Genomic DNA, 25965 nt, shown 5'->3' with positions numbered 1-25965 from the left:
GTTGTGGAGACGACATTGAAGGTGATTGTGCCAGTCAAGCGCGTAGTCGATTACAACGTGAAAGTCCGCGTGAAGTCGGACAACACGGGCGTCGACCTTGCGAACGTAAAGATGTCGATGAACCCGTTCGACGAAATCGCCGTGGAAGAAGCCGTGCGCCTGAAGGAGGCGGGCGTGGCGACTGAAGTGGTCGCAGTGTCGGTTGGTGTCGCGCAAGCGCAGGAAACGCTGCGCACGGCGCTCGCGATCGGCGCGGACCGCGCGATTCTCGTCGAATCGAACGACGGCGTCGAGCCGCTCGCGGTCGCGAAGCTCCTGAAGGCGCTGGTCGACAAGGAAGAGCCACAGCTCGTGATCCTCGGCAAGCAGGCCATCGACGACGATTCGAACCAGACCGGCCAGATGCTGGCTGCGCTTGCGGGTCTGCCGCAGGCGACGTTCGCATCGAAGGTGACAATTGCCGACGGCAAGGCGATGGTCGCGCGTGAAATCGACGGCGGCGTGGAAACGTTGTCGCTGACGCTGCCGGCCGTGATCACGACCGACCTGCGCCTGAACGCGCCGCGCTACGTGACGCTGCCGAACATCATGAAGGCGAAAAAGAAGCCGCTCGATACGATCAAGCCGGAAGACCTGGGCGTGGACGTCGCGCCGCGCCTTAGGACGCTGAAAGTCGTGGAACCTCCGAAGCGCAGCGCCGGCGTCATGGTGCCGGACGTGAAGACGCTGGTCGAGAAGTTGAAGACCGAAGCCAGGGTGCTGTAAGAAGGAGCGGAAAGAAATGACGATTCTGGTTATTGCCGAACACGACAACACGTCGATCAAGTCGGCGACGCTGAACACGGTGGCGGCCGCGGCTGTCGTTGCCATGTTCGTCGACGAGGACATCCACGTGCTGGTCGCGGGCCACAACGCGCGGGATGCGGTGGACGAAGCCACGAAGCTCGCCGGCGTCGTGAAGGTGCTGGTAGCCGACGCGCCGCAACTGGCGGCAGGCCTGGCGGAGAACGTCGCAGCGACTGTATTGAACACCGCGAAGGACTACTCGCACATCCTTGCGCCCGCAACGGCTTACGGCAAGAACATCGCGCCGCGCATCGCGGCGAAGCTCGATGTCGCGCAGATATCGGACGTCACGGCTGTTGTCGGCGCCGACACGTTCGAGCGCCCGATCTACGCAGGCAACGCGATTTCGACGGTGCAATCGAGCGATCCGGTCAAGGTGATCACGGTACGCGCGACGGGGTTCGATCCGGTTGCAAGAGAAGGCGGCAGTGCGGTGGTCGAGAAGATCGAAGCGGGAACGGATTCGGGTATCTCGCAGTTCGTCAGCCGTGAAGTGACCTGGCTGGATCGTCCGGAACTGGCCAGCGCGAAGTTCATTGTGTCGGGTGGGCGCGGGCTCGGCAGCGCCGAGAACTACGCGAAGGTGCTGGAGCCGCTGGCGGACAAGCTGCAAGCTGCCCTGGGGGCATCGCGCGCGGCGGTCGACGCGGGCTACGTGCCGAACGACTATCAGGTCGGCCAGACGGGCAAGATCGTCGCGCCGCATCTGTACATCGCGGTGGGCATCTCCGGCGCGATCCAGCACCTCGCGGGCATGAAGGATTCGAAGGTGATCGTCGCGATCAACCAGGATCCGGAGGCGCCGATCTTCAGCGTGGCCGACTACGGCCTCGTCGGTGATCTGTTCAAGGAAATTCCCGAACTGGTGGCGCAACTGGCGTAAGGCGGCTCCGCCGGAGAGATTCCTTACTCGTGGTGATCCAATCCGGTACGACAAAGCTGGACGGATTGGGAAGACGCTTCGATTTGGCGCTGGTCTTCTGCGCGCCTCGCGCGCGCGTGGCTATCCGCATTTTGCGCGACACAAAAATAGCTGCACCTGCGACGCCCGGTGCTGTTCATCGGTTTTCATCCAACTCCGCCCCCCACCTCATTTCCCCTGCCAGCGGCAGGGGTGGCGGAAAGACGCATTGCTTGTACAGTCCCCTCAAATACCCGGAAAAGAGACCCATGTGCGAGCTCATCAATATCGACCACGGGAGCACGCTGACGAATATCAGCGTCATCGACGGTGACCGTACCGTACCCGCCGAGCCGATAGAACGCTCCACGCTTTGTCGAAATGCTTTATTGAGGGCCTCAAGCATGGCGATTCCTTCCGCTCACCCGGTCTTCGTCAATTCGTTTGAGACGGACGTTTTTCATGGAGAACAAAGATGAATCAACCATCCGGCAACGTGGTGCGCTTTACGGCATGGAGCGCCATCATTGGCGGCATCCTGGCTTACCTGACCATGGGCTTGCTGCTGACGGCGACCGGCTCGGATTCTGGAATGATTGTCAACGGCGCGGCGATGCTGGCGTTGCCGGCCGATATGCGTGAGCTTTATCGCTGGTCGATGCTTGCCGACACGTTCGGCTTCTACCTGCCGTTCCTGGTCATCGGCGGGTACTTCCTGCACGCCTTCCGCGAGGAGCTTGGCGCGCTGGTCACGATGGTGGCATTCGCCATCGTTCTCTACGTCATGGTGGGCGTGACCGGCGCACTTACCCAGGCGGGCATCATCCACCCGCTTGCAGATTTATACGCAGGCGGCGATCAGGCCACCAGGGTGGCCGCGGCCGCAGCGTGGACGGCCGTCTCCCATGCCGCGCAGAACGGGCTGTGGTGGATCGAAGGTCCGCTCGTACTGTTCTTCGGGTCCATCATCGCGAGCGTGCTGAAGAAAAACGGCTGGAAAGGGACGATTCTGCTGAAGATTGCCAGCGGGTTCTACGGGCTCTTCTTCGTGTTCGGTTTTTTCCTCGACCTCGAAGAGGTGTCGAGCACCTGCGAGATGATTGGCGTACTGGTGCTGCCCGCGTGGATGCTGCTGTTCGGCTGGCAACTGCTGCGCCGCCCGGGTACCCGGGTCGAGTCGAGTCCGACCCTGGCCTGAGCATCCAGGTCTCGCCCGGCTACATTTCATATTCCAATGTTTAGGTTCCCTATGGATGCATCTATGAACGGTCTCTGACTCGATCATTTCAATAAAGCCGCGCTCAGCAAGGCGGCATCGATATTTTTGGAGGAAGACTGCGCCATGAAGCAAAGCATCAATGGGCGCGCTAGTGTGGTCGCCGGTTTACGCGCGTTCGCATTCAGCAGCGTCCAGGCCACAGTGTCAGCACAGGAGGCTGCAAAGCCGGGAAACGAACTGACGCCGTTCGGTGCCGGGAAGGCCGCAAACAAGGACGATTCGATCCCGGCCGGTCGGCCATTCAAGTTGGAGGGCAAGGCGTGAATACCACAAACTTTTTCGCGAAGCGGCGCTTTCTCAAGTTGACGTTGCTCGGTATCGGCGGCGCTGTTGCAGTGGCATCCGGTGGCTTCGGCTATCTCACGATGACGAATCGCTATCGTGAACGCTACGGCAAGCTGCTGTCGCTTGACGGCCACCTGGCCGACATCGTGCACACGCTGGCCGAGGTCAGCGTGCCGGATCGCCCAGGATTTCCGAGCGTCGAGCAGGCCGAGATCGTGACGCGCATGGACGAGGAGATGTATTTCGTCAGCGACGGCATCAGCAGCGACCTGCGTGCCGCGTTCTACATGCTCGAGATGCTGCCGCTGGCCAAGGGCTACATGTCACGCTTCTCGCGCCTCTCGCTGGCTGATCGCCGCAAGTTCCTCATCGAGGCCAGCGACACCACCGACGACGCCCAGCGCGTCGTCATCTTCAGTCTGCCTGCGATGATGCGCTGGTACTACTACGGCCATCCATCGAGCTGGAATGCCATCGGCTATGACGGCCCGTTCATGAACCTGCCGGAAAAACGCAGCGAGCAGCGCGTGTACTACGCTGAGCTGGTCGGCCGCAAGTCACAAGACTGAGGATGGAGCGCAACATGACAGCAACGACGAAACCCTACGAATACACCGACTACGGCACGCTCGACACGATCACCGCCGAGGTGTGCGTGCTCGGATCCGGCTGCGGCGGCGCCACCATGGCCTACAAGCTCGCCGAAGCGGGCATCGACACGGTGGTCCTGGAGAAAGGCGGCTATTATCCGGCGTCGACCTTCGACAATCGCGAGCTGAACCAGTCCGGCAAGGTCGATGCCGAGCGCGGCCTTGCTTCCTCGACCGATGGCTCGACGTATTTGTACTATGGCGAACTGGTCGGCGGCACCTCGGTGCACTATTGGGCCGACAGCTTTCGCACGCCGGACGACCGTCTGGCGCTGTGGAGCGAGCACTATGGCGTCACGGGGCACAGCGCCAGGGATCTCGCGCCGATCTTCGACGACATCGAGCGGCGCCTGCACATCGCCGAGATGGATCCGAAATACCACAACCGCATGAACGAGCTGTTCCGCGACGCGGTGCAGGCGCTCGGCTGGCAGAGCATGCCGATCAAGCAGGCGAGGAACGGCTGCGCGGGCTCGGGCCATTGCATGCAGGGCTGCGCGGTCAACGCCAAGCAGAGCCAGCTTGTCACCAGCCTGCCGTCGGCGATGGCGCTGGGCGCGCGCGTCTATGCGGACCTGAGGGCCGATGAGTTCACCTTCGACGGCAATCGCGTGACGCAACTGTCGGCCAGCGTGATCGACCGCCGGCGCAACCGGCCCAGCGGCAAGAAGGTGACGGTGAAGGCCAAGCACTTCGTCGTTGCGACGGGCGGCTTCAACACGCCGACCTTCATGCTGTCGCAGCCTCGCCTGCGCGACTCGCTGCCGGCGCTGGGCAAGCACTTTGGCATGAATCCGGTCGGGTTCGCACACGCCATGTTCAATGAGCCGATCGTCATGTGGCGCAAGCCCCCGGCCTGCTTTGGCGTGGATGGCTTCAGCCGTGCCCGCTACGACGCCAACGGCAAATACGTCGAAGGCGGCTATCTGCTGGTGCCCGACCAGCTCCATCCCGCCATGTTGGGGTACTCGATCGGCGGCTTCGACGCCGCCGGCGCCGACTGGATGGAGAACTTCTCGCACGTGGGCGGCGCGATCGGCATTGTCGACGACCATCCCGACGAACTCGGCGAAATCCGGCTCGACTCCAGGGGGCAGCGCGATCTGTCGTATCCATATGGCCCCACCACGCAGAAGATGCTCCGCGACATGCTGAAGAAGATCTCGACCATCCTCTTCAAGGCCGGCGCCTCCAAGGTGATGATTCCCGACATGCGCCGCACGGAGCTCAAGTCGGTGGACCAGATCGGTCTCATCGACAACATCGAGATCAAGCCTGGCAGCCTGTTCCTCGGTGGGGCCCATCCGTTCGGCGGCTGCCGCATGGGCACGGACCCGAGGACCTCGGTGACCGATTCCAGCCATCGCGTGCACGGGTTCGACAACCTGTTCGTGTCCGATCCTTCGGTGTTCCCGATCGGGCCCGCGGTGGACCCGAGCGAGACGATCATGAGCTTTAGCTATATCGCTGCTTCCCATGTGGCTGCGGCGCTTGGCAAGAAGCTGGCCGATCTGCCGGGTTCGTCAGTGAGCTGACCGGCAGTGCGCCAGTGACACGCAGGAGCGTCCGCAGCCTGGCCGATGCCGCGGACGCTCCTGCCGCGTCGATCGCGTATGCGATGTTGTTCGCGCAAGCGTGCAATTCACGCCGCACGCCATTCAAACGAATCGCGCGCATCCACCTAATGCAACGCCCAGACACATCTCAACACGGAACCGAATATGACTACTCTGATCGTGAGCTACCCGAGCACCGAAGGCGGGACGTTTGACCGCGAGTACTACCTTTCGACCCATGCTCCACTTGTCCGCTCTGCGTGGAGTGAGTTTGGCCTGCAATCAGCCGAGGTCCTGTTTCCATCACCCGGTCAGCAGCCCTTCGCATGCGTAGCGATACTGCGTTTCATCGATCCGGTCGCAATCAATGCGGCTCTTTCGTCGGCCAAAACCGCTGAGATCATTGGCGATGTGAAGAACTTCACCAATATCACGCCGACGATGTTCTGCGCGGACGACTGACCGATTACGCGGCTGGCCTGACTTCGCCATTGCCGTCAGGCCGGCAATCCTTGCGACGACCGATGCCAGCGTGAAGAATCAACTTGCCCTATGAGATAGGCTGATTCGCATTCCTCTGGAAGTTGCTAATGGATTAAAGGATTTGTCGAATGAGGGCATTCACAGGCACGATCCGGTTCAAGATCATGCTGGCGCTGGGCGTTTGTGTCGCGCTGATGGCGGCCATTGGTTTGATGGGCCTTCTCGGTCTCGCCAGGCTCAGCGCGGATATGGGCAGCATGTATTCGGTGAGCACGGTGGCAATCGAAGATCTTGCCGCGGTACAGGCGGCCGCGCTGAAGATTCGTCTTCAGATGCGTTACATCCAGGCGCTGCATGACCAGGATAAGGCTGCAGAGCTCGTCGCAAGCATCGGCGAAGAACAGCAAAAGCTCGATCGGGCCTGGCATGACTATTACCCGGCGAAGATTGCCACGCCCGACGAGCGCCGGCTGGCTGATCAGGTGGCGAAGAAGCTCGCGGTCTTCCGGACGCAGTCGGACGACGTTGTCTCGGTGCTGCGCGGCGGAAATCTGGACACGGCGGCATTCACGATCGATGAACTCACGGAGATCGGCGATGCGGTGTCCGACGCGATCGGTCGCGACGTTGCGTTGAGCGCGAGGCAGGCGCGGCAGTTGGCTGAACGGGGCAACGCCACGTTCAACACATTGCGATGGACGGTGCTTGGCGCAATCGTTCTGGGTATGGCAGCCGCCTGTGCCGCGACCGCGTGGCTGGTATGGGCGATTACGCGTCCCTTGAAGGCCGCACTTGGCGTAGCCCGGCGAATCGCCGAAGGCCGGCTGGGTGACGCCGAGGGGATCAGCTTGCGCGGTGAGTTCGCGCAGTTGCTCCTGGCGCTCCAGGCGATGGACGGACATCTCGCAAGGACCGTTCAGACGATCAAGGTATCAAGCGACGCAATTCTGAATGCATCCAGCCAGATAGCCGACGGTAGCACCGATCTGTCAGCAGGCGTGAGGCGGCAAGCCGCGTCGATCGAGGAAACGGCGGCACGCATGGACGAACTCATCCTGTCGGTCCGACGTAACTCGGATCACGTTCGCCAGGCAGCGGAGTTTGCCAATGCGACGTCCCGCGCGGCCGATACCAGTATGGCCGCAGTCGAGCAGATGAGAGGCACGATGGACAACATCTCCGCAAGCTCGGCGAAGATCGTGGAGATTACCGCGCTCATCGAAGGAATCGCGTTTCAGACCAACATTCTGGCGCTGAATGCGGCTGTTGAGGCTGCGCGCGCGGGCGAGCACGGGAGGGGTTTTGCGGTTGTCGCCGGAGAAGTCCGTAGCCTCGCGCAGCGCGCAGCTATCGCAGCGAAGGAGATCAAGGTTCTGGTCCGGACCTCGGCCGAGGCGATTTCCGGGGGCGCCGTGCACGCTGACCACGTCGTGCAGGCGATGGTGGACGTTCGCGGGGCAATCAAGCGCGTGGTTGAGATCAACGGCAACATCTTCGACGCTTCAGAAGAACAGCACGGGGGAATCGGGCAGGTCAACGAGGCCGTGAGTCGTATGGACCAGGTGATTCGCAAGAACGCGGTGGTCGTTCAACAGGCGGCAGATGCGGCGGCCTCGCTGAACGCGCAGGTGGCCGCCCAGCGGCGCGCCATTGCCGTATTCGAGATCCATTCGCAAACGGAACCGTCGTCGGCCTGAACATCGCCAATGGACCGCATGGCGAAGATCGCGCGTGCGCTGGCGATGGCGCGTTCAGTTTTCAGCGCAACCGGCAGTCGATGCGTGAACAGACGGCGGCTTGCGCTAGTCCAAGCCGGGATCCTTTAAACAGGAAAAAATACTGCTTTCACGAGAAAAACAGTTATGTCAGCTACTGTGGTTGAACTAGCATGGGCGCAGAACAAGAAATTCGCGCGGACCGCAGCATAAAGTCCTGACGCGTTTAAAGACTGCGCGTATCTGTGGCCATCTTTACGATCGCCGATGTCTGCAACGCGCCTGTCGACGGCCATACGACGCTTCGGCAGTAGCTAATTTATTCGTTATACGAAACGTCGACAAAGCTATAAAGCTCGCCGGACAAAGGCAAGTCCCGGTGTCCCGATCCCTGAATGGGTGGGGCATCTCCATATCGAGGAGAGACAAAATGCTGATTGGCGTTCCAAAGGAAATCAAGAATCACGAGTATCGCGTTGGTTTGATCCCGGCAAGCGTGCGCGAACTGACTGCACGTGGGCATCAGGTCGTGGTGCAGACGTCGGCCGGCACGGCGATCGGTCTGTCCGACGATGCATATCGTGCCGCCGGGGCTGTGATGTGCGACGGCGCGGCGGAAATATTTGCTCGCGCGGACATGATCGTCAAAGTCAAGGAGCCCCAGCCAGTCGAGTGCGGCATGCTGCGTGCCGGCCAGATCCTGTACACCTACCTGCACCTCGCGCCGGATCCGGAGCAAACCGCGGCGCTGGTGAAATCGGGTGCCGTCTGCGTCGCATATGAAACCATTACGTCGGCGGGCGGCGGGTTGCCCTTGCTCGCGCCGATGAGCGAAGTGGCTGGCCGCATGGCAATTCAGGCCGGCGCCGCGCATCTGGAGAAGTCCAAAGGCGGCCAGGGCCTGCTGCTTGGAGGCGTGCCCGGTGTGGCGCCTGCCGATGTGGTCATCATCGGCGCGGGCGTGGTCGGGACCAACGCCTTGCAGATGGCGGTCGGCGTTGGCGCGAGGGTGACGGTGCTCGACAAGAATATCGATCGCTTGCGGCAGCTCGATCTTGTCTACGGAAACCGCATTCGCACCTTGTACTCGAATGCACAGGTCATCGAGGAGAATGTGGCGAACGCGGATCTCGTGATTGGCGGCGTGCTGATTCCCGGGGCCGCTGCGCCCAAACTGGTTACGCGAAGCATGATCGGACAGATGAAGGCAGGTTCGGTCGTGGTCGATGTGGCGATCGACCAGGGGGGCTGCTTCGAGACGTCGCACGCAACGACCCATGCGGACCCCACGTACCTCGTCGACGGAGTAGTCCACTATTGCGTGGCCAACATGCCCGGCGCCGTCGCGCGAACCTCAACCTTTGCGCTGAACAATGCAACCATTGGTCACGCGATCTCCCTGGCTGACAAGGGATGGAAGAAAGCACTCGTAGACGACGTGCATCTGAGTCATGGATTGAACGTCTGCGAGGGCAAGGTGACATACGAAGCGGTGGCAAGAGATCTTGGCTACCCGTATGTACCGGCGAGCGAGGTGCTCGGCTGACGGGTGTGAATCGCATCTGATTCACGCACTTCTTGCAGCTGAAGCGCACCGGGGCAGTTGCGATACTGTCGATGATCTGCGGCCAGCATGTGTCTTTGACGGAGGGCACATGCTGGCTTTTTTTCGGTTCTTCACGGACTCACTGTCCGGCCAGGCTCCAGCGCCAGGTCCTGGCGTTCGCGTTGTCTTCCGGTCCGGATCGGGCCAGGAGGTCGCGCAACGCCGTCTTGACCACTTTACCGGTGCTGTTCTTCGGCAAAGCTTCGACGAACAGGTAGGCTCTCGGACGCTTGAAGCGGGCAATGCGGTCGAGGCACCATTGGTCGAGCTCCGGGGCGCTCAATTGGGCCCCCGCGATCGGCACCACGATGGCGACCACTTCTTCTCCCCACTCAGGATGACTGCGCCCGAGCACGGAAACCTCGCTCACCGCGGGATGCGCAAGCAGCACATCTTCCACCTCACGGGGATAGACATTGGAGCCTCCGCTGATGATCACGTCCTTGCTGCGGTCTTTTAGTACGAGCCGGCCGTGCTCGTCCAGGCACCCGACATCGCCGGTGTGCAGCCAGCCGTTGCGAAGCGTCGCGGCACTGGCGGGCGCGTTGTTCCAGTAACCTTGCATGACGGCGGGGCCGCGCACGAGCACCTCGCCGATTTCGCCCGACGGCACAGGGCGGTCTTCGGCATCGGCGATTCGAACTTCGACGTCGGGCAAGGGGCGTCCGACCGACGACAACGCCTTGAGGTCGCCATCGGCATGGGCGGCTGCAATCTCCGCAGGCGCCTGTGCGGTGATGGTCATGGGGCTTTCGCCTTGACCATAGATCTGGGCGATCCTCGCACCGAGACAGTCGAGTGCGGCAATTTCGTCTTCGAGGTAGAGCGGTGCGCCGCCGCAGACGACGACCGCGAGATTGGACAGATCAGCCCCGGTTCGCCGCACATGTTCGACCAGGCGGTTAAGGATGGTCGGCGCCGCAAAAAAGCCCGGATGCCTGTGCGCCGCGATGAGACCGGCCAGCTCGGCTGCGTCGAAGCCGCCTGAGAGCGGAATGACCCGGCTCGCACCGTTGGCGAGGTAAGGGATGACATAAAGTCCCGAGCCATGGGACATCGGCGCCACGTGGATCAGGCAGCCGCCCGGCGTGATCCGGGCGACAGCGCTGGAATAGGCCCGCGACATGGCAGCCAGGTTACCGTGCGAGAGCATGACGCCTTTGGGCTTGCCCGTCGTTCCACTGGTGTAAAAAAGCCATGCCATGGTATTGCTGTCGACGGTGGCCAACGGCATGCCCGGCGTCGCAAAGAGGCTGCGGTATTCCGTTGAGCCAGCAACAATGGTCACGGTGTCGGGAAAGTTCTGGGCGCTATTGACGAAACAGACGCGGGCGCCGCTATCCGCCACGATGTGGCGGACTTCGCTCGCGTGCAGCTTTGCATTGACCGGCACGGCACAAAGGCCGGCGTGCCAGATTGCGTACAGCAGTTCGACGTATTGAGGGCAGTTCTTCATGACCAGGGCGACCCGGTCTCCGGCGCTGAGCCCGAGTTGCTCGCGCAGGCCATGGGCGCCACGCGCGGCGCGGTCGGCGAGTTCGGCGAAGGTGGCGAACGTGCCCGCGCCATGAAAGACTGCAACCCGATCGGGGCTGGCCTCGGCCGCGAGAACGAGCGTGTGTGCGAGGTTGGGGTTCATGTCCAGTCTTGTTTCGTGCGAGGAGCCTTTGGTGCACGGAGGCGACGATAGGCACGCGAGCGTCGAGTTGCACAAATCGCCGCCGTCTTCGTTGCAACAGGGGAGCAGGCTATGCCCGCTCCCCTTGCGCAAGCGGCGCTAGTCCGCGGCGCGCTCCGGCACCGGCAGGTTGACCCATTCCTTGTAGAACGCTTCGATGTCCGGCTCGAAGTCATGGATCACCGGATACCACGGCGTTGGCGCCTCGACGTCGTGCATGACGCCGCACTGCGGGCAATAGTACTCACGATACACCTGCCACTGGGTGTCCGGGGCCATCAGCTTCGGATAGACCTCGGTCATCGACTCTTCCGTGTCGCGCACGTAGATGGCGGCATGCAACTTCCAGTTCTCACGGTAGTCGCAGAAGGCGTGTCCGCAGTCGCACTGCGTCACCCACTGCTTCGTTTTGGCCGACTGCACGATGTACAGATGCGGCCCCAGCGGCAGAACGATGCGGTCCGGAAAGCCGACCTTGGCCTGCAGGGCCGCGAGGTACTGCTCGAAGCGGCTGTCGTCCTTGGGCATGGACAGCATGCGGAAGGTGGTTTCCCAGTCCAGCGTGCCTTCGACGAGGTGGCTGACCTGTTCGTTGGTGTAGGTAGACATGTTTCGATTCCTCGATTCGGTGATTACTCTTCGACCTGGACGACGGTGGTGACGTCGGGCAGAAGCGACAGGTCCATGCGGTGTCTGGAGCCATAGGACGGCACGCCGAGTTCGTCCTCCAGCAGTTGCCAGTCGTCGGGCAAGCTCCAGAACGCCTTGAACTCGCGGGTGAATTTTTCGGACAGCGCGAAGCTCGTGGCGAACATGTGCTGCACCGGGAGGGCGGCATGCTTGCTCAGGATGCGTTCGCGTTCCTCTTTCATCCATTCGCGCGTCGGCAGCGAGCGGGCGAGGCGCTCCACGCGCATCTTGCCGCGGCGCTCCGCAGTCTTCGTGGCATCCACGGTGAACACGCCTTTCCCGTCCTGTTCGAAGACGGCGCCATATACCTTCTGCGCGTATTCCGGCAGCAGGAATTTCTGGTTGAGATCCGCCTCGATGGCCTTGGGATCGCGGTCGATCGGGTCGCCGAAGCCGGGGCCGCCGCGCAGATAGTTGAGGTAGAGGTCGTGATTGGCATAGCAGTCCTCAGTGGTGATGCACTGCTTGTCGCGCTTGACCTGCGCGGTGGCGTCGATGTGGCGTTCGTAATCGGGGTTGCCCGGATCGATGTCGCCGCCGAGCGGCAGGGAATCGCCGATCGCGATGCGCTTGTCAAGCCCCGTCTGGTGGGCCTCGAAGCGATAGCCCGTCGCGGACGGGTAGCCGCCCATCAAGCCCCAGTCGCTGTTCATGAAGCCGTTGCCCATGAAGAACATGGTCCAGTCCTGCGCGTTCCAGACCATGCGCAGCGTCTCGAAGCCGCAGCCGCCGCGGTACTTGCCGTAGCCGCCGGAGTTGGACTTGACGTTGCGGCCGAGGTAGAGCAGCGGCTCGGCCATCTCCCAGATCTCGATGTCGCCCATGTCGCCTTCCGGATTCCAGATCGCGGCGGCGTGGTTGAGGCCGTCCTTGATCGCGCAGGCACCGGTACCGCAGGAGCTGGCCTCGAAGCTGTTGACGGCGTGGATCTCGCCGTCCTGGTTGATGCCGCCGCCTTGCAGCCAGTTCGACGTGTTGGCGTTGCCCGCGTTGACTTCCTCAAGGTAGCCGCGGCTGAAGTACGCCTGCGAGAGGCCGCGCCACAGCGCCGCCCAGCCGGAGACGAGGAAGTGCCAGGCATAGGCGTGGCCCGTGCGGCGATCGTCGGGGTTGCACCAGGTGCCCTTGGGAAGACGAAACTCGGTGGCGTAGTAGGCGCCGTCGTTGATGCGCTGGGTCGGCACCAGGGTCTGCGACATCATCACCCAGATGCCGGACGTGAAGGCCACCTGGTGCGCGTTGAACGTATGCCAGCCCCAGCGGCTCGCACCCTCGAAGTCGAGACGCCACTTGCCGTCCGGGCGGATGGTCATCTCGCACGGCGAGTGCATGATCGAGTCGAGCTTGGCGAAGGCGTTCGAGACCTGCACGTCCGGGTGCTTGAAGGGCACGTCGACGAAGGAGACCTTGCGATACTTGCCCGGCAGGGTCATGGCCTTGATGCGGCTGACGAGGCCGCGGCGTCCCTCTTCGATGACTTCGAACGCGAACTTCTCGTAAGCCTCGATGCCGTCGGCGCGGATCACGTCCTCCACGAGTTCGCGGATCATGTGACACCCGGCGATGCGGGTTTTCTCGTCGAGAATCCAGTATTTCGGCGTGCGAACGGAGCGCTGCGACTCGTGCAGCCAGTCGCGCAGCGGTTCGTCGTTCACGCCGGTCTTGCGGCAGGTGATCATGTAGCCGTCGCCGAAGCGCTGGGTCTGCCCGGTGGACATCGAACCCGGCGTTACCGAGCCCGTGTCGATGACGTGCGTGACCCCGCCGACCCAGCCGATCAACCGGTCCTCCCAGAAAATCGGCACGATGGTGGCGATGTCGCAGGGGTGAACGTTGCCGATGGCGCAGTCGTTGGTCGTGAACATGTCGCCGGGGTTGATGCCGGGGTTGGCTTCCCAGTTGTTCTCGATCATGTACTTGATCGCCGCGCCCATCGTGCCGACGTGGATGATGATCCCCGTCGACGTGAGCACGCAGTCGCCCGCGGCGTTGTACAGCGTGAAGCAGAGTTCACCCTCCTGCTCGACGATCGGGCTCGCGGCGATCTTCTTGGCGGTTTCGCGCGCATGCACCAGGCCGCCGCGCAGCTTCGAGAACAGCTTTTCGTAGCCGATCGGGTCGCCGTCGCGGAATTCCAGTTTGTCGAGGCCGTTGTAGTGTCCGGTGGCCTTCGTGCGCTCGATGATGCCGTCGCGGTACTGCTTGAGCGTCTGGCCGGTCTTCAGCAGGTCGGCAAGGCCGAGCTCCTTGTTGCTCAATACGTTCATGGCTTGTCTCCTTACTTCGCTTCTTTAAGGTGGAACAGGCGGTGCTTGTCGACCGTCGTCTCGAAACCGTCCGGTACCACGAAGGTCGTGGCGTCCGATTCGATGATGGCCGGGCCGACGATGTGATTGCCGGCCTTCAGCGCCTCCATCTTCCAGAGCGCGGCATCGACCCACCGCTTATGGCGATAGAAAGGACGGGTGCCGAGGTAAGCCTCCTTCGGCGGCGTCGGACCGGCGTCCGGATCTTCGGGCAGCACCGGCTTCTGGGTCACGACGGTGCCGCGCAGGATGGCGCCGGTGATCGAGAAGCCCAGTTCCGGCGAGCGGGCGGAGCTGGCATAAACCCGGCCGTAGGTGTTCTCGAATGCCTCGACGATCTGGTCCCAGTCGGAGGCGCTGGCGGCGCGGGCGACCGGCGAAACGATTTCGAGGTCGTTGAGCTGACCCATGTACTGCATCTTGTAGCCGGGGATCAGCAGCACGTCTTCGGCCTTGTAGCCGTTGAGGACGAACTCGTCGATGACCTTGACGGCCAGCTCGCCCCACGCTTCCTGCAGGGTCTTGCAGGCGGTTTCCTTGTCCGCGGCCGGAGCGTGCTGGGCGACGCCGAGATCCACCGACTTGTCGTAGCGGTACTCGAAGTCGGCGCAGGCGCAGCCGAAGGCCGAGAAGCCGGCTGCCCAGGCGGGCACGACGACGTCCTTGAAGCCGACGCCCCCGGTGTAGCCGTAGGTATGAACCGGGCCGGCGCCGCCGTACGAGAAGCAGGTGAACTCGGCCGGGTTGTAGCCTTTGGCGCTGATGTTGGCGCGCAGGTACTCGGACAGCGTCAGGTCGAGCAGCTCGATGACGCCCGCTGCGGCATCCTCGACCGACAGGCCGAGCGGATCGGCGATCTGAGCCTTGATGTGCTGGCGCGCGCGTTCGACATCGAGCTTGATCGCGCCGCCGAGGAAGTTCTGCGGGTTCAGATAGCCGAGCACGACGTGGCAATCGGACACGGAAACCGTGTCGAGGCCGCTCTCGGGCCAGCAGGTGCCCACGCGGTAGCCCGCGCTGTCCGGGCCCAGCTTGATCGATTTGCTGTAGGGGTCGAGGCGGACGAAGCTGCCCGCGCCGGCGCCGACCGAATCCATCGCCACGAGCGGCAGCGAGAGCACGAGGCGGGCCATGTCGGGATCGGATTTGATCGCGAAGTTGCCCTTCGTGATCAGGGCCACGTCGAAGCTCGTGCCGCCGATGTCGGAGCAGGCGATGTTCTCGTCGCCGAGCGCTTCGCCGAGCAGCTTCGAGCCGATCACGCCGCCGATCGGGCCGGAGACGATGGTGCGCGCCAGTTCCTTGGCTTTCCAGCTGATGGTGCCGCCGTGCGTCGCCATCACGCGCAGGTCGAACCTGGCGCCGTGTTTCTTGAAGCGGTCGCTGACCTTTTTCAGCGTCTGACGCGAGGGTTCGGCGCCGTAGGCTTCGAGGATGGTGGTGTTCATGCGGTGGCTTTCCTTGCGCGACGGGTAGTAGTCGACCGACGCGAAAACGGGGATGTCCACCTTCAGCTTCTTCAGTTCGTCCTTGACGACGTCGCGGGCGCGCAGCTCGCTCGCCTCGTTCTTGTGGGATTGCAGCAGGCAGATGACGATGGCCTGGGAACCGGCCTCCACCAGTTCGCGCGTGGCCGCGCGCACCTCCTCTTCGCGCAGCGGGATGACGACCTTGCCCTGCACGTCGGTGCGCTCGGTGACGCCGCGGGTGCGCGAGACCGGCACGAGGGGTTCGTCGTAACGGTGCGTATTGAGGTGAATGCGGTCTTCGAGGGCGTAGCCGAGATAGCTTTGCAGCGCACGGCCCATCGAATGGATCTGCTCGAAGCCGCGATTGCAGATCAGGCCGACGTCGAGGCCCTTGCGCATCAGGATGCGGTTGAGCATGGCGGTGCCGGAATAGACGCAGGTCGCCAGTTCGGGGTAGACGTCGTCGACGGACCGGCCCCAGTGGGTGAGGGCATCCTGCGACGAGTTGAAGATGGCGAGCGATTCGTCGCCGGGATTGCTCTGCGCCTTGCCGACCACGAAACGGCCGTCCGAGCGGACGAAGAAGGTGTCGGTCATCGTGCCGCCGGCATCGATGCCCATCACCTGTACGGTGGATTGCTCCTGCATATTGCCTCCTGTCATTGCTCTGGTCATGGTGGGGTGTCCCACGCCTGACATAGGGCAATGGATATGCCAGGACGGCCTGGCACCGGTGGGAGGACTCGATATGTGATTCGAATCAACGGGTTAGGGGCCAGTCCTGGACGCGCCGCCGGTCGCGCGCGGTTCGCCGTCGCCGTCCGGATTCCAGACGCTCACGCGGACGTGTCCGGAAACCGGACACGTCCCGGCCTCGTTGCAGCGCCGTGCGGACGCCGATCGCGCGTTGGCCGGGTATGGTTGCCCCTGGGGCAATCCGGCGAATTTTCGCGTTAGAGTTAGCGGTGCCGCGGCGGCCCGGAGACAGGCAGAGGTAGTGGGCGAGCTTGAAACCACGCGCGGCGCGGTTGTTCTCTCCCATCGGTTTAGTCACGGATGCTGTGTTCGAACCCGTTCGATCCTTCCGGCGGTGACGTTGGCCGGTTTTCAGACTGCGCGGCGCAAGCCGTTCATGTAAACGAGATTGGCTGCTTGATGATGATGCGACGCTCCAGTCGCCTCATCATTTGAGGATGGTCGTCCCATGCGGTTTTTTCATTGCGACTCTCTGATTCCCAACATCGGCGACGAACCCGTCGTGGCGTCGGCGTGGGAGCGCTTCGTGCAGGACAAGCCGCTCGCCGCGGACGGTGTGCGCAAAGTCGTCCTTGCGTCCTGGCAGCGATGCCGTTCCGACGCTGTCGATCCGGGTACGCACTTCGCCCCCGGGACCGCCGCCGAATATGTTCGCCAATTGCAGCGGCAAAACCAGGATCTCTGCGATGCGGCCCGTCCCGCACTCGAAGATCTGCGCGACATCCTGCGCGAATGCGGCACGCTCATCATGCTCGGCGACCGGAGCGGCACGATACTTCAGCTCAACGGCGAAACGCGGGTGCGCAGCGTCGGCGAGGAGATCAACCTGGCCACCGGGGGCTGCTGGAACGAGGAAGTCATCGGCACCAATGCCATCGGCACCGCCATTGCGATGGCGGCCCCGGTTCAGATCCATGCCAATGAGCACTTCTGCCTGGACGTCAAGCGTTGGACCTGCGCTGCGGCGCCGGTTTTCGATCCTTTTGACCGCACCTTGCTGGGCGTGGTGGATGTCTCCGGCGTCAAGGAAACGCTTCATGGGCACACGCTAGGCCTCGTGATGGCCGCCGCGAGGCAGATCGAGTGCGAACTGAGCCGCCGCGACGCGGCGCTCCACGAACGGCTTCTGACCCGTGCGATCGACAATTTCATCCGTTACGCCAGCGACTACGTCGTGCTGATCGACGGCCGGGGCCGCGTCGTGCGCATCAACGGCGATGCGCAGGCGATGCGCGATCTGTATGGCGTGCGATTTCCCGTACAGGTCGGCAGTCCATTGCCGGGGCTCGACCTTGCCCTGCCGGAGCCGAACCGGCGCAGCCAGTATCCGGATTGGCTCCGCGCCGAATGGCTGCACCCGGTCACGGATCACGACGGCATGCTGGGGACGATGCTCGTGATTCCGCTCGGGGCTGGCGGCAACAGGCGGACGGCGGTCTCGCTGCCCCCGGCAGCGGTGACGATGCCGGCAGGCGACGATGCGTTTGGCAACATCATCGGCGAGAGCGAGGCGCTGGAGGCGACCAAGGCGCGCGCGCGCCGCATCGCCCGTCTGGATCTGCCCGTCCTGCTGCTCGGCGAAACCGGCGCCGGGAAGGAGCTTTTCGCACGCGCGCTGCATCGGGCGGGGCATCGCGCCGAAGGCCCGTTCATCGCCGTCAACTGCGGGGCGCTGACGCGGGAACTGCTGGCCAGCGAACTGTTCGGCTATGCCGAAGGGGCGTTCACCGGTGCGCGCCGAGGCGGTCTGCCGGGCAAGTTCGAACAGGCGGACCGCGGCACCCTGTTTCTCGATGAAATCGGAGAAATGCCGCTGGATATGCAGCCTCATCTGCTGCGCGTTCTGCAGGATGGCGTCGTGGTCCGCCTTGGCGATACGCGTGAGCGGCGCGTGTCGGTGCGTCTGATCGCGGCGACGAACCGGAATCTCGACAAGGAAGTCGCCGCGGGACGTTTTCGTGAAGACCTGTACCACCGTCTCTGCGTCGTCAGCCTGCAACTGCCGGCCCTGCGCGAGCGTCCCGCGGACATCGGGCTGATCATCGATCACCTGAACCGTGAGATGGCGCGCAAGTACGGCTGCGAGCCCAAGCAGCTCGATCCGGATGCGCGCGAGGCGCTTTTCGGCTATAGCTGGCCCGGCAACGTGCGCGAACTGCGCAACGTCTTCGAGGTGATGTTCGCGCTGACCGAAGGCGGCATCATCGATACGTCGCTGCTCCCGCCGGCCATCGCACGGACAGCCGACATGTCGGCTTCGACAGCCATGCCCATTTCATTCGGAAACCTGAAGGAAATGGAGCGGCAGGCGATACGCGATGCGATTGCGAATGCTCACGGGAATATGTCCATGGCCGCCCGGGCGCTGGGGATTTCGAGGAGCACGCTGTACGTCAAGCTTGCCGCGATCCGTGCTCAACCCGAATCGCTGCCGAAAAACGAAAACCGCGATAGAGCGACCTGATCCTCTTCGTGCCTGCATTTCTTTGCGCACTCAACTTGACTTTGCCCTTCCGGCTGGTTTGCCATCTGCGCTCCAGCGCCGATGGCAAACCGGTCGCGTCATGCCGGGGAGCCGCGACGGCTCGTTGGCCGAAATCTCAGCCGGCGCGCTGTGCCAATTCTGAGTTTTCGGATCGGCGGAAAATCTGCGTTCGGTGTTTCACACGTGAAGTGTCGATAAATCAAGGGGTTGATCCGGTTTTATCGGGGGCTCGGACGTTGGCACGATTGCTGCATCAATGATGCCCTGCGACTTTTTGGGTCGCACTGTTATTCAAAGCGCACCGGAGACGCGAAGCAATCCGGTAGCGAAAACGAAGGAGACATCCCGTGCAGAACAGCGTATCCGCCTCCGCGGCAGCCCCCGTCTCATCCCCGGCAATCACCGAGCCGTCCTCGACGAAACAAACCCGCTTCTGGCCGGAAGGCTGGTGGAAGCTGATGGAAATCCGCATCGGCATCATTCCGTTGCCGATCTACGTGATCCTGTTCGCGCTGATCGGCGGCTTCGCTGTCACGGGCAAGATGCCCGGAGATATCTCGATGGCGATCGCGGTGCTCGCATTTTGCGGCTTCACGTGCGCCGAACTCGGCAAGCGCCTGCCGCTCCTGCGCAATATCGGCGCCGCCGCGATTCTCGCGACTTTCGTGCCTTCCGCGCTCGTGTACTACCACGTGCTGCCCGTGCCGGTGAAGCACCTCACGGTCGAGTTCACGAAGCAAACCAACTTCCTCTATCTCTTCATCGCGTCGATCATCGTCGGCAGCATTCTCAGCATGGACCGGCGCGTGCTGATTCAGGGTTTCCTGAAGATTTTCATCCCGCTTGCCGCGGGCACGGTTGCCGCGATGATCGTGGGCACCGCGGTTGGCGCGGCGCTCGGCCTCGGCGTTAAGCACACGCTGCTCTATATCGTCGTGCCGATCATGGCGGGCGGCGTGGGCGAAGGTGCGATTCCGCTCTCGGTCGGGTATTCGGAAATCATGCATGTGGCGCATGGCGACCTGTTCGCGCAGGTGCTGCCGCCCGTGATGCTCGGCAGTCTCATCGCGATCCTTCTCTCCGGCATGCTCGACATGCTGGGTAAGCGCCTCCCGCACCTGACCGGCAATGGCCGCCTGCAAGTGGGCGCAACCGACGAACTGACGTCGTCGAACGACGCAATCCGTGGACATGTGGACGTCAGCCATATCGCCGCAGCCGGCATCACGGCCATCACGCTGTACCTGATCGGCTTGATGGCGCACAAGCTGTTCGGTCTTCCCGCACCGGTTGCCATGCTGTTCCTCGCTGTGCTCGTGAAGCTCGCGCGCGCGGTTTCGCCGCCGCTGCAGGAAGGCGCGTTCGTCGTCTATAAGTTCTTCTCGACCGCGGTGACTTACCCGCTGCTGTTCGCAATCGGCGTGGCGATGACGCCGTGGGACAAGCTCATGGCCGCGTTTACGCTCGCCAACGTCGTGACAATCGCCGCGACCGTCGGGACGCTCATGGGCACTGGGTTCGTGGTGGGCCGCCGGATGAAGATGTACCCTATCGACATCGCAATCGTGAACGCTTGCCATAGCGGTCAGGGCGGCACGGGCGACGTGGCGATCCTTACCGCGGCGAACCGTATGCAACTGATGCCGTTCGCGCAGATCGCCACGCGCATTGGTGGGGCGATTGTCGTGACCGTGACGCTTATCGTGCTCGCGCACTTCGGCGCATGACGTGCGTCGCACGCCCCTTTGCGGCGGCGCATTCGACGTGAGACTTTCGCGTATCCTGCCGCCTGGCGGCGGACCATCGACGAGGGCGAACGTGCACCAGCGTTACAAAGGCATTCCATGGTGGGGATGGGTGGCGGCGGCCGTGCTGTATGTCGTCGCGGCCGCCGTCGCCGTGGAGTTCGCGTGGAACCGCGCGATCGATGTGCTGGCCGACGTCGGCGCGCATCGGCTCGATTTCTACGCGGCGAGCCTGACGAGCGAGTTGGGACGCTTCGAGATGGTGCCCGCGCTCGTGGCGCGGCAGGGCAGCGTGCGTGCTTTGCTGAAAGCGTCGCCCGACGAAGCGCGCGCCTTGTTGCCCACCGTCAATGCCTATCTCGAAGCGGTGAACCGTGACGTCGGCAGCGGGGCCGTGGACGTGATCGACGCGCACGGCACGGTGATCGCGGCCAGCAACTGGAACCAGCCGCTCAGTTTTATCGGCACCAACGTGTCGTATCGCCCGTATTTCAAGGATGCGCTCGCTCAGGGGCGCGGCCGCTTCTTCGGCATCGGCACGAACACCGGCATTCCAGGGCTGTACTTTGCGCACGCAATTAATGATGGCGACACGGCGATGGGTGCGGCGGCCGTCAAGGTCAGCGTCGACGCACTCGAATCGGCGTGGCGCACGCCTGGCGAGGTGGCGCTCGTCGTGGATGGCAACGGCGTGATCGTGATCTCGACCGAGCGCCAATGGAAATTTACCGCCATGCGTGCGATGACCGCCCAGCAGCAACTTGAGATCCAGGCGTCGCGACAGTACGCGGGCCGCGTCGTCGAGGCGCTGCCGTACCGGCACCGTGGCGACTGGAACAACGCCGCGTGGTTCGGCGTCTTTCCCGATCCGGGTCACGAGGGCCGCACGGCCCGCTTTCTTGTGATGTCGCGTCCAGCGCCGCAGGGACACGACACGATCATGGTGCTGCTCGATACCGTCGGCGCGCGGCGGCAGCAGCGCATCGCACTCGCGTTCGTGACGGGCATATTCCTGATCGCCACGCTCTATGCGTTGTACGCGGCACAGCGCCGCCGCGTGATCGTCGAGAAGCTCAAGGCGCAGGAGGCGCTGCGCCGCGCGAACGATCGACTGGAAACCACGGTTGCGCAGCGCACCGCCGCGCTCACGCAAGCAAACACGCAAATGCAGCGCGAGATTGCCGAGCGCGAGCGCACCGAGCAGCGCCTGCGCGCAACGCAGCAGGAAGTCGTGCATGCGGGCAAGCTCGCGGTGATCGGTCAGATGGCGGCCGCGCTCACGCACGAACTGAATCAGCCGCTCGTCGCGATCCGCACGCTCTGCGACAATGCCCGCACGTTCTTCGAGCGCGGCCAGAGCGCGCAGGCGAATGCCAATCTCGAGCGCGTAGGGCGCCTCGTGGACAGCATGGCCGTGCTGACCAGCGAGCTGAAGGCGTTCGCGCGCAAGCCGGACGTCGAACTCGTGGCGGTATCGCTCGGCGAGGCGGTTGCGCACGCACGGGTCATCTACGCATCCCGTATCCGCGACGAGGCAGTGCGCCTCGACGTTCGAATTGCGCCCGGCACGACCGTCTACGCGGAATCGAGCCAGCTGCAGCAGGTGATCGTCAACGTGCTGGGCAATGCGCTCGACGCCGTGCGCGGCGCCAGCACGCGCGTGATCGCAATGGAGGCGAGCGAGCCCGATGCGCAAGGCCGCCTGCGTTTCACGATCGATGACAGCGGCCCTGGCATCGCGCCGGACGTACTCGCCCGCCTGTTCGAGCCGTTCGTTACGACAAAGCCCCGTGGGCAAGGTCTCGGACTGGGTCTCGCGATCACGTCGCGCATCGTCGACGGTTTCGGCGCCAGGATTGCGGCAGCCAACCGCGAAGAAGGCGGGGCGCGCTTCACGATCGATTTCGCGGCTGCCGAGCCGCCAGGAACAGAGCATGAAAGATGAAATTCGGGTGCTGGTCGTCGAGGACGACGAAAATGTCCGCATTGGCGTGGAGCAGGCGGTCGCGCTGGCAGGCTTCCCGGTGAGAGCGTACGCTTTCGCCGCTGACGCCTATGCCGAGGTCGCGCCCGGCGCGCCGGTCGTGATCGTCTCGGACGTGCGCATGCCGGGCATCGACGGCCTGCAACTGCTCGACCACGTGATGTCCGTCGACGCGCAGATTCCGGTATTGCTGATCAGCGGCCACGCGGACATCTCCATGGCGGTCGGTGCGATGCGCGTCGGCGCCTACGACTTCATCGAAAAACCGTTTTCGTCCGATGTGATTGCGGGCCGCGTCGCCCGCGCGGTCGAAAAACGCCGCCTCACGCTCGAAGTGGAGGGCCTGCGTGCGTCGCTGCACAACTGGCGGGGGATCGAGGCGCTGGTGCTCGGCAATTCGCCTGCGATGGCGGAAGTCCGCAAGAAAATCCTGCGCCTCGCAGACACATCCGTGTCGGTGCTCATCACCGGCGAAACGGGCACGGGCAAGGAACTGATCGCGCGCAGCCTGCACGATTTCAGCGCCCGGCGTGACGCCCATTTCGTTGCGCTGAATTGCGGCGGCCTCCCCGAGCAGGTGTTCGAGAGTGAGCTGTTCGGACACGAGGCGGGCGCATTCACGGGCGCGATCAAAAAGCGCATCGGCAAGATCGAGTGGGCGAATGGCGGCACGCTTTTTCTCGACGAAATCGAGACGATGTCGATCCCGCTTCAGGTCAAGATGCTGCGCGTGCTGCAGGAGCGCGTGGTCGAGCGGCTTGGCGCAAACGAGTTGATTCCCGTGGACTGCCGGTTCGTTGCCGCATCGAAGGCCGACCTCGTCGGCCTGTCCGCCAACGGTGGCTTCCGGGCCGACCTGCTGTATCGCCTGAACGTTGCGCAGATCGAGCTGCCGCCGCTGCGCGAGCGTCGTGAGGACGTGCCGCTTTTGTTCGAGCACTTCGTGCTCGCGGCAGCGCGCCGCTTTGGCACCGCTGCGCCGGTCGTGACCGCCGCGCAGATATCCGAACTGATGACGCACCCGTGGCCCGGCAACGTGCGTGAGCTGCAAAATGTCGCCGATCGTTTCGTGCTTGGGCTAACCGGCGACAGCCTGTTCTCCGCGCGCGCCATCTCGCCGAGAGGGGACACGCTTGCGGAGCAGCTTGCACACTTCGAGCAGATGCTGATCGAGACGACGCTGCAGCGCCATCACGGCAACGTCGCGGACGCGAGCGCCGAACTTGGGATGCCACGAAAGACCCTTTACCACAAGCTGCGCCAGTTGAAGATCGCGGCCCGCGATTCGCATGGCGAGGAGAAGGACGGCGACAAGGAGGTCTGAGCACGCAAGCGGCGGCTGGGGCTTCACATCGGACCGGCGCGACCGGTTATGCACATCGTCCCTGAGAAACCTGAATATCGGTTCGTGCCGGAAGAATCGTAGCTGACCGGGCCATTCGTATCGCCGTGAATGGCGATCGATCAGGATGACAAAAAATTATTCTAAAACCCCGCTGTTCAGGGCGATCCGATAACGGATCTTTCATTCGGCCGGCCCGTATCGCTTCGGCATGAGCCGCGTCAACGCCGGTTATTTCCATTGCACGGGTAAACAAGTCGCGCTGCCGGATCGCCAGGACAACGCATGGGCGGTATCATTCAGGCTCGCGCCGCATGGGCTGATGGATTATGAAATAGTATCTTTCAGCCGACTACATAAAGCTGCGCGGTGTTTATACGGTGGCTGGAGCCTTTGGCTACAACAACCAGATTGAGGTGGCGACGGGTATCCGCACGCGCTTCTGATTTACCGGTTTCCTATTTCCGCGTAGCGCCGCCTTAGACTGACGTTCTCCAGCTTTGCTGGCGGCGGATTTGTCCGCTCGCCGTCTTTTTCCGGGCGATGCATTATCCGGAAATCGGCAGGTTGCGTCGAAAATGTGAAACGGTAGTGCAGTCAAAGGGGTTATTCTTCTCATCTCGCACGAACCATACGACAATAAGTCGCCAAGAACGAGCAGCAGTTAATTTATTTTTTATCGCAGCAGTTGCTGCGTGCGTGGATCCACGCCAATGACGCGTTACAAAACCCTCGCACATACGATGGCCAAGGAAATCCGCTCCGGGAACATTCCGGTCGGAGCAAGGATGCCATCGTTGCGTCACGTGATTGCCCAGCACGGTGTGAGCCAGTCGACTGCGTCACATGCGTACTACCTGCTGGAAGAGTGGGGTCTTGTGCGCGCTCAGGAGCGCTCCGGCTACTACGTCACGCAGGGCGCGGGGATTGCGGTCGACGTCAAACGCAAAGTACGGCCGGACTTCGAATCCGGAAAGTTCGACATCAGTAATCTCGTTTTCTCGGTATTCGACGCGGCGAAGCACCCGGGCATCGTGCCGCTGGGATCTGCATTTCCTTCGCCACACCTGTTCCCATTGCGGCGGCTCGCCAAATCACTTGCGCAGTCCGCGAAACTGATCAGCCCGTGGAGCACCGTTGTAGATCTGCCTCCGGGCAATGAGCAGCTGCGTCGGCAAATCGCGCTCCGCTACATGGGAATTGGCATTTCCCAGCCGATGGAGGAGATCGTCGTCACGAACGGCGCGCTCGAAGCGCTGAACCTGTGCCTGATGGCGGTGACGCGGCCGGGCGACGTCGTTGCGGTGGAAGCACCGGGTTTTTATGCTGCGTTGCAGGCGATCGAACGGCTCGATTTGCGTGCCGTGGAAATTCCAGTCGATCCCGTCACGGGTCTCGATCTCGATGCACTGGCTCGTGCGCTTGATACCCATCCGATCAAGGCGTGCTGGTTTATGACGAACTTTCAGAATCCGACTGGCGTCACGCTGTCGACGGAAAAGAAGAAGGCGCTGGTCGAACTGCTCGCGCGCAACGAGGTGCCCCTGATTGAAGACGACGTGTATGGCGAGCTGCACTATCAGGCTGACTATCCGCTGCCGGCTCGGGCATTCGACCGTCACGGCCTGGTAATGCATTGCAGCTCGTTCTCCAAGACGCTTGCGCCGGGGTACCGGATCGGCTGGGCGGCAGCCGGGCGATACACGCAGGAGGTCCAGCGGCTCAAGCTGATGACGACCCTCTCCGCGAGCATCCCTGCCCAGGTGGGTATTGCGGACTATCTGCAGCACGGCGGGTACGACCGCCATCTACGCAAGGTACGTAGTGCCCTGAGCACACAGCGCGACCTGATCCGGATCGCGATCCGTCGCTGGCTACCGCAAGCGGTCGTACGTTCATATCCGGACGGCGGATACTTCATATGGCTGGAGTTCCCGGATGAGATCGATGCGATGGCGTTGCACAGGCTTGCGATCGCCAAGGGAATCAGCATTACGCCAGGCGCCATCTTCTCGGCGAGCCGTGCTTTTCGCAACTGCATCCGGCTCAACTACGGTCATCCGTGGTCGACACGAATCGAGACGGCGATCCGCGAACTGGGCGAGCTTGTGCCCGCAGCCAGCAGGTCTGCCGCGAGCACGTGGTCCGACAATGCCTCTCCCGACATTGACTCGAACTGACGACTGCGA

19 protein-coding genes are annotated in these 25965 nt (G+C 63.0%); 15 read left to right on the top strand and 4 right to left on the bottom strand.

The window, feature by feature from the left end; translation table 11 throughout:
* Positions 1-15: 15 nt before the first annotated feature.
* The 10 genes from ACFPTO_RS19025 (at position 16) to ald (ending at position 9261) form a co-directional block, all read left to right on the top strand.
* A complete protein-coding gene (locus ACFPTO_RS19025; protein ID WP_377713763.1) occupies positions 16-765 on the top strand; it encodes an electron transfer flavoprotein subunit beta/FixA family protein in 750 nt (249 codons plus the stop codon).
* A gap of 16 nt (positions 766-781) precedes the next feature.
* Positions 782-1729 (top strand): electron transfer flavoprotein subunit alpha/FixB family protein, encoded by a 948-nt coding sequence (locus ACFPTO_RS19020; RefSeq protein ID WP_377713695.1) that lies wholly within the window; start codon positions 782-784, stop codon positions 1727-1729.
* A 29-nt stretch (positions 1730-1758) separates the two neighbouring features.
* Positions 1759-2226 (top strand): hypothetical protein, encoded by a 468-nt coding sequence (locus ACFPTO_RS19015; RefSeq protein WP_377713693.1) that lies wholly within the window; start codon positions 1759-1761, stop codon positions 2224-2226.
* The gene (locus ACFPTO_RS19010; RefSeq protein WP_377713691.1) at positions 2223-2945 is read left to right on the top strand and encodes a hypothetical protein; all 723 of its coding nucleotides are present in this window, start codon (positions 2223-2225) and stop codon (positions 2943-2945) included. Before ACFPTO_RS19015 ends, ACFPTO_RS19010 begins: the two co-directional genes overlap by 4 nt.
* A gap of 144 nt (positions 2946-3089) precedes the next feature.
* On the top strand, positions 3090-3290 hold the full coding sequence (locus ACFPTO_RS19005; protein WP_377713690.1) for a hypothetical protein: 201 nt from the start codon (positions 3090-3092) through the stop codon (positions 3288-3290).
* On the top strand, positions 3287-3880 hold the full coding sequence (locus ACFPTO_RS19000; protein ID WP_377713688.1) for a hypothetical protein: 594 nt from the start codon (positions 3287-3289) through the stop codon (positions 3878-3880). Before ACFPTO_RS19005 ends, ACFPTO_RS19000 begins: the two co-directional genes overlap by 4 nt.
* A gap of 14 nt (positions 3881-3894) precedes the next feature.
* Positions 3895-5496, top strand: coding sequence for an FAD-dependent oxidoreductase (locus tag ACFPTO_RS18995; protein ID WP_377713686.1), 1602 nt, complete (start codon positions 3895-3897; stop codon positions 5494-5496).
* Between the two features lie 186 nt (positions 5497-5682).
* Positions 5683-5979 (top strand): EthD family reductase, encoded by a 297-nt coding sequence (locus ACFPTO_RS18990; RefSeq protein WP_377713684.1) that lies wholly within the window; start codon positions 5683-5685, stop codon positions 5977-5979.
* 149 nt (positions 5980-6128) lie between these two features.
* The gene (locus ACFPTO_RS18985; protein WP_377713682.1) at positions 6129-7697 is read left to right on the top strand and encodes a methyl-accepting chemotaxis protein; all 1569 of its coding nucleotides are present in this window, start codon (positions 6129-6131) and stop codon (positions 7695-7697) included.
* 448 nt (positions 7698-8145) lie between these two features.
* On the top strand, positions 8146-9261 hold the full coding sequence (gene ald, locus ACFPTO_RS18980) for an alanine dehydrogenase (protein ID WP_377713680.1): 1116 nt from the start codon (positions 8146-8148) through the stop codon (positions 9259-9261).
* 139 nt (positions 9262-9400) lie between these two features.
* Here the strand turns inward: ald and ACFPTO_RS18975 are convergent, their stop codons facing one another.
* The 4 genes from ACFPTO_RS18975 to ACFPTO_RS18960 all read right to left on the bottom strand — a co-directional run bounded on the left by ACFPTO_RS18975 (position 9401) and on the right by ACFPTO_RS18960 (position 16112).
* On the bottom strand, positions 9401-10960 hold the full coding sequence (locus ACFPTO_RS18975) for a class I adenylate-forming enzyme family protein (protein ID WP_377713678.1): 1560 nt from the start codon (positions 10958-10960) through the stop codon (positions 9401-9403).
* 138 nt (positions 10961-11098) lie between these two features.
* On the bottom strand, positions 11099-11608 hold the full coding sequence (locus ACFPTO_RS18970) for an acetone carboxylase subunit gamma (protein WP_377713676.1): 510 nt from the start codon (positions 11606-11608) through the stop codon (positions 11099-11101).
* 23 nt (positions 11609-11631) lie between these two features.
* A complete protein-coding gene (locus ACFPTO_RS18965; RefSeq protein ID WP_377713674.1) occupies positions 11632-13956 on the bottom strand; it encodes a hydantoinase B/oxoprolinase family protein in 2325 nt (774 codons plus the stop codon).
* 11 nt (positions 13957-13967) lie between these two features.
* Positions 13968-16112, bottom strand: coding sequence for a hydantoinase/oxoprolinase family protein (locus ACFPTO_RS18960; RefSeq protein ID WP_377713672.1), 2145 nt, complete (start codon positions 16110-16112; stop codon positions 13968-13970).
* A 556-nt stretch (positions 16113-16668) separates the two neighbouring features.
* On the opposite strand from ACFPTO_RS18960, the gene ACFPTO_RS18955 reads away from it, so the two are divergent.
* From ACFPTO_RS18955 to ACFPTO_RS18935, 5 genes are all read left to right on the top strand, one after another.
* A complete protein-coding gene (locus tag ACFPTO_RS18955; protein WP_377713670.1) occupies positions 16669-18684 on the top strand; it encodes a sigma-54-dependent Fis family transcriptional regulator in 2016 nt (671 codons plus the stop codon).
* Between the two features lie 419 nt (positions 18685-19103).
* Positions 19104-20432, top strand: coding sequence for a 2-hydroxycarboxylate transporter family protein (locus tag ACFPTO_RS18950; protein ID WP_377713761.1), 1329 nt, complete (start codon positions 19104-19106; stop codon positions 20430-20432).
* A 91-nt stretch (positions 20433-20523) separates the two neighbouring features.
* Entirely contained in the window at positions 20524-22395 is a 1872-nt protein-coding gene (locus ACFPTO_RS18945; protein ID WP_377713668.1) for an ATP-binding protein, read from the top strand.
* Positions 22385-23758, top strand: coding sequence for a sigma-54-dependent transcriptional regulator (locus ACFPTO_RS18940; protein WP_377713666.1), 1374 nt, complete (start codon positions 22385-22387; stop codon positions 23756-23758). The genes ACFPTO_RS18945 and ACFPTO_RS18940 overlap by 11 nt, the downstream gene beginning before the upstream one ends.
* 731 nt (positions 23759-24489) lie before the next feature.
* Positions 24490-25956, top strand: a complete 1467-nt coding sequence (locus ACFPTO_RS18935) for an aminotransferase-like domain-containing protein (RefSeq protein WP_377713663.1) — start codon at positions 24490-24492, stop codon at positions 25954-25956.
* The last annotated feature ends 9 nt before the right edge of the window (positions 25957-25965 follow it).

Origin of the sequence: Paraburkholderia denitrificans, assembly GCF_042655705.1 — a bacterium.
Classification (GTDB): Bacteria; Pseudomonadota; Gammaproteobacteria; order Burkholderiales; family Burkholderiaceae; genus Paraburkholderia; species Paraburkholderia denitrificans.
This window is presented reverse-complemented; position numbering and strand designations above follow the sequence as displayed.

Bases quoted from the DNA above. Each gene is read 5' to 3' on its own strand.
- ACFPTO_RS18975 (WP_377713678.1), bottom strand. From the start codon at position 10,960: ATGAACCCCAACCTCGCACACACGCTCGTTCTCGCGGCCGAGGCCAGC.
- ACFPTO_RS18960 (WP_377713672.1), bottom strand. From the start codon at position 16,112: ATGCAGGAGCAATCCACCGTACAGGTGATGGGCATCGATGCCGGCGGC.
- ACFPTO_RS18935 (WP_377713663.1), top strand. From the start codon at position 24,490: ATGACGCGTTACAAAACCCTCGCACATACGATGGCCAAGGAAATCCGC.
- ACFPTO_RS18970 (WP_377713676.1), bottom strand. From the start codon at position 11,608: ATGTCTACCTACACCAACGAACAGGTCAGCCACCTCGTCGAAGGCACG.
- ACFPTO_RS19010 (WP_377713691.1), top strand. From the start codon at position 2,223: ATGAATCAACCATCCGGCAACGTGGTGCGCTTTACGGCATGGAGCGCC.
- ACFPTO_RS18985 (WP_377713682.1), top strand. From the start codon at position 6,129: ATGAGGGCATTCACAGGCACGATCCGGTTCAAGATCATGCTGGCGCTG.
- ACFPTO_RS18995 (WP_377713686.1), top strand. From the start codon at position 3,895: ATGACAGCAACGACGAAACCCTACGAATACACCGACTACGGCACGCTC.
- ACFPTO_RS19020 (WP_377713695.1), top strand. From the start codon at position 782: ATGACGATTCTGGTTATTGCCGAACACGACAACACGTCGATCAAGTCG.
- ACFPTO_RS18965 (WP_377713674.1), bottom strand. From the start codon at position 13,956: ATGAACGTATTGAGCAACAAGGAGCTCGGCCTTGCCGACCTGCTGAAG.
- ACFPTO_RS18940 (WP_377713666.1), top strand. From the start codon at position 22,385: ATGAAAGATGAAATTCGGGTGCTGGTCGTCGAGGACGACGAAAATGTC.
- ald (WP_377713680.1), top strand. From the start codon at position 8,146: ATGCTGATTGGCGTTCCAAAGGAAATCAAGAATCACGAGTATCGCGTT.
- ACFPTO_RS18955 (WP_377713670.1), top strand. From the start codon at position 16,669: ATGCGGTTTTTTCATTGCGACTCTCTGATTCCCAACATCGGCGACGAA.
- ACFPTO_RS19005 (WP_377713690.1), top strand. From the start codon at position 3,090: ATGAAGCAAAGCATCAATGGGCGCGCTAGTGTGGTCGCCGGTTTACGC.
- ACFPTO_RS18990 (WP_377713684.1), top strand. From the start codon at position 5,683: ATGACTACTCTGATCGTGAGCTACCCGAGCACCGAAGGCGGGACGTTT.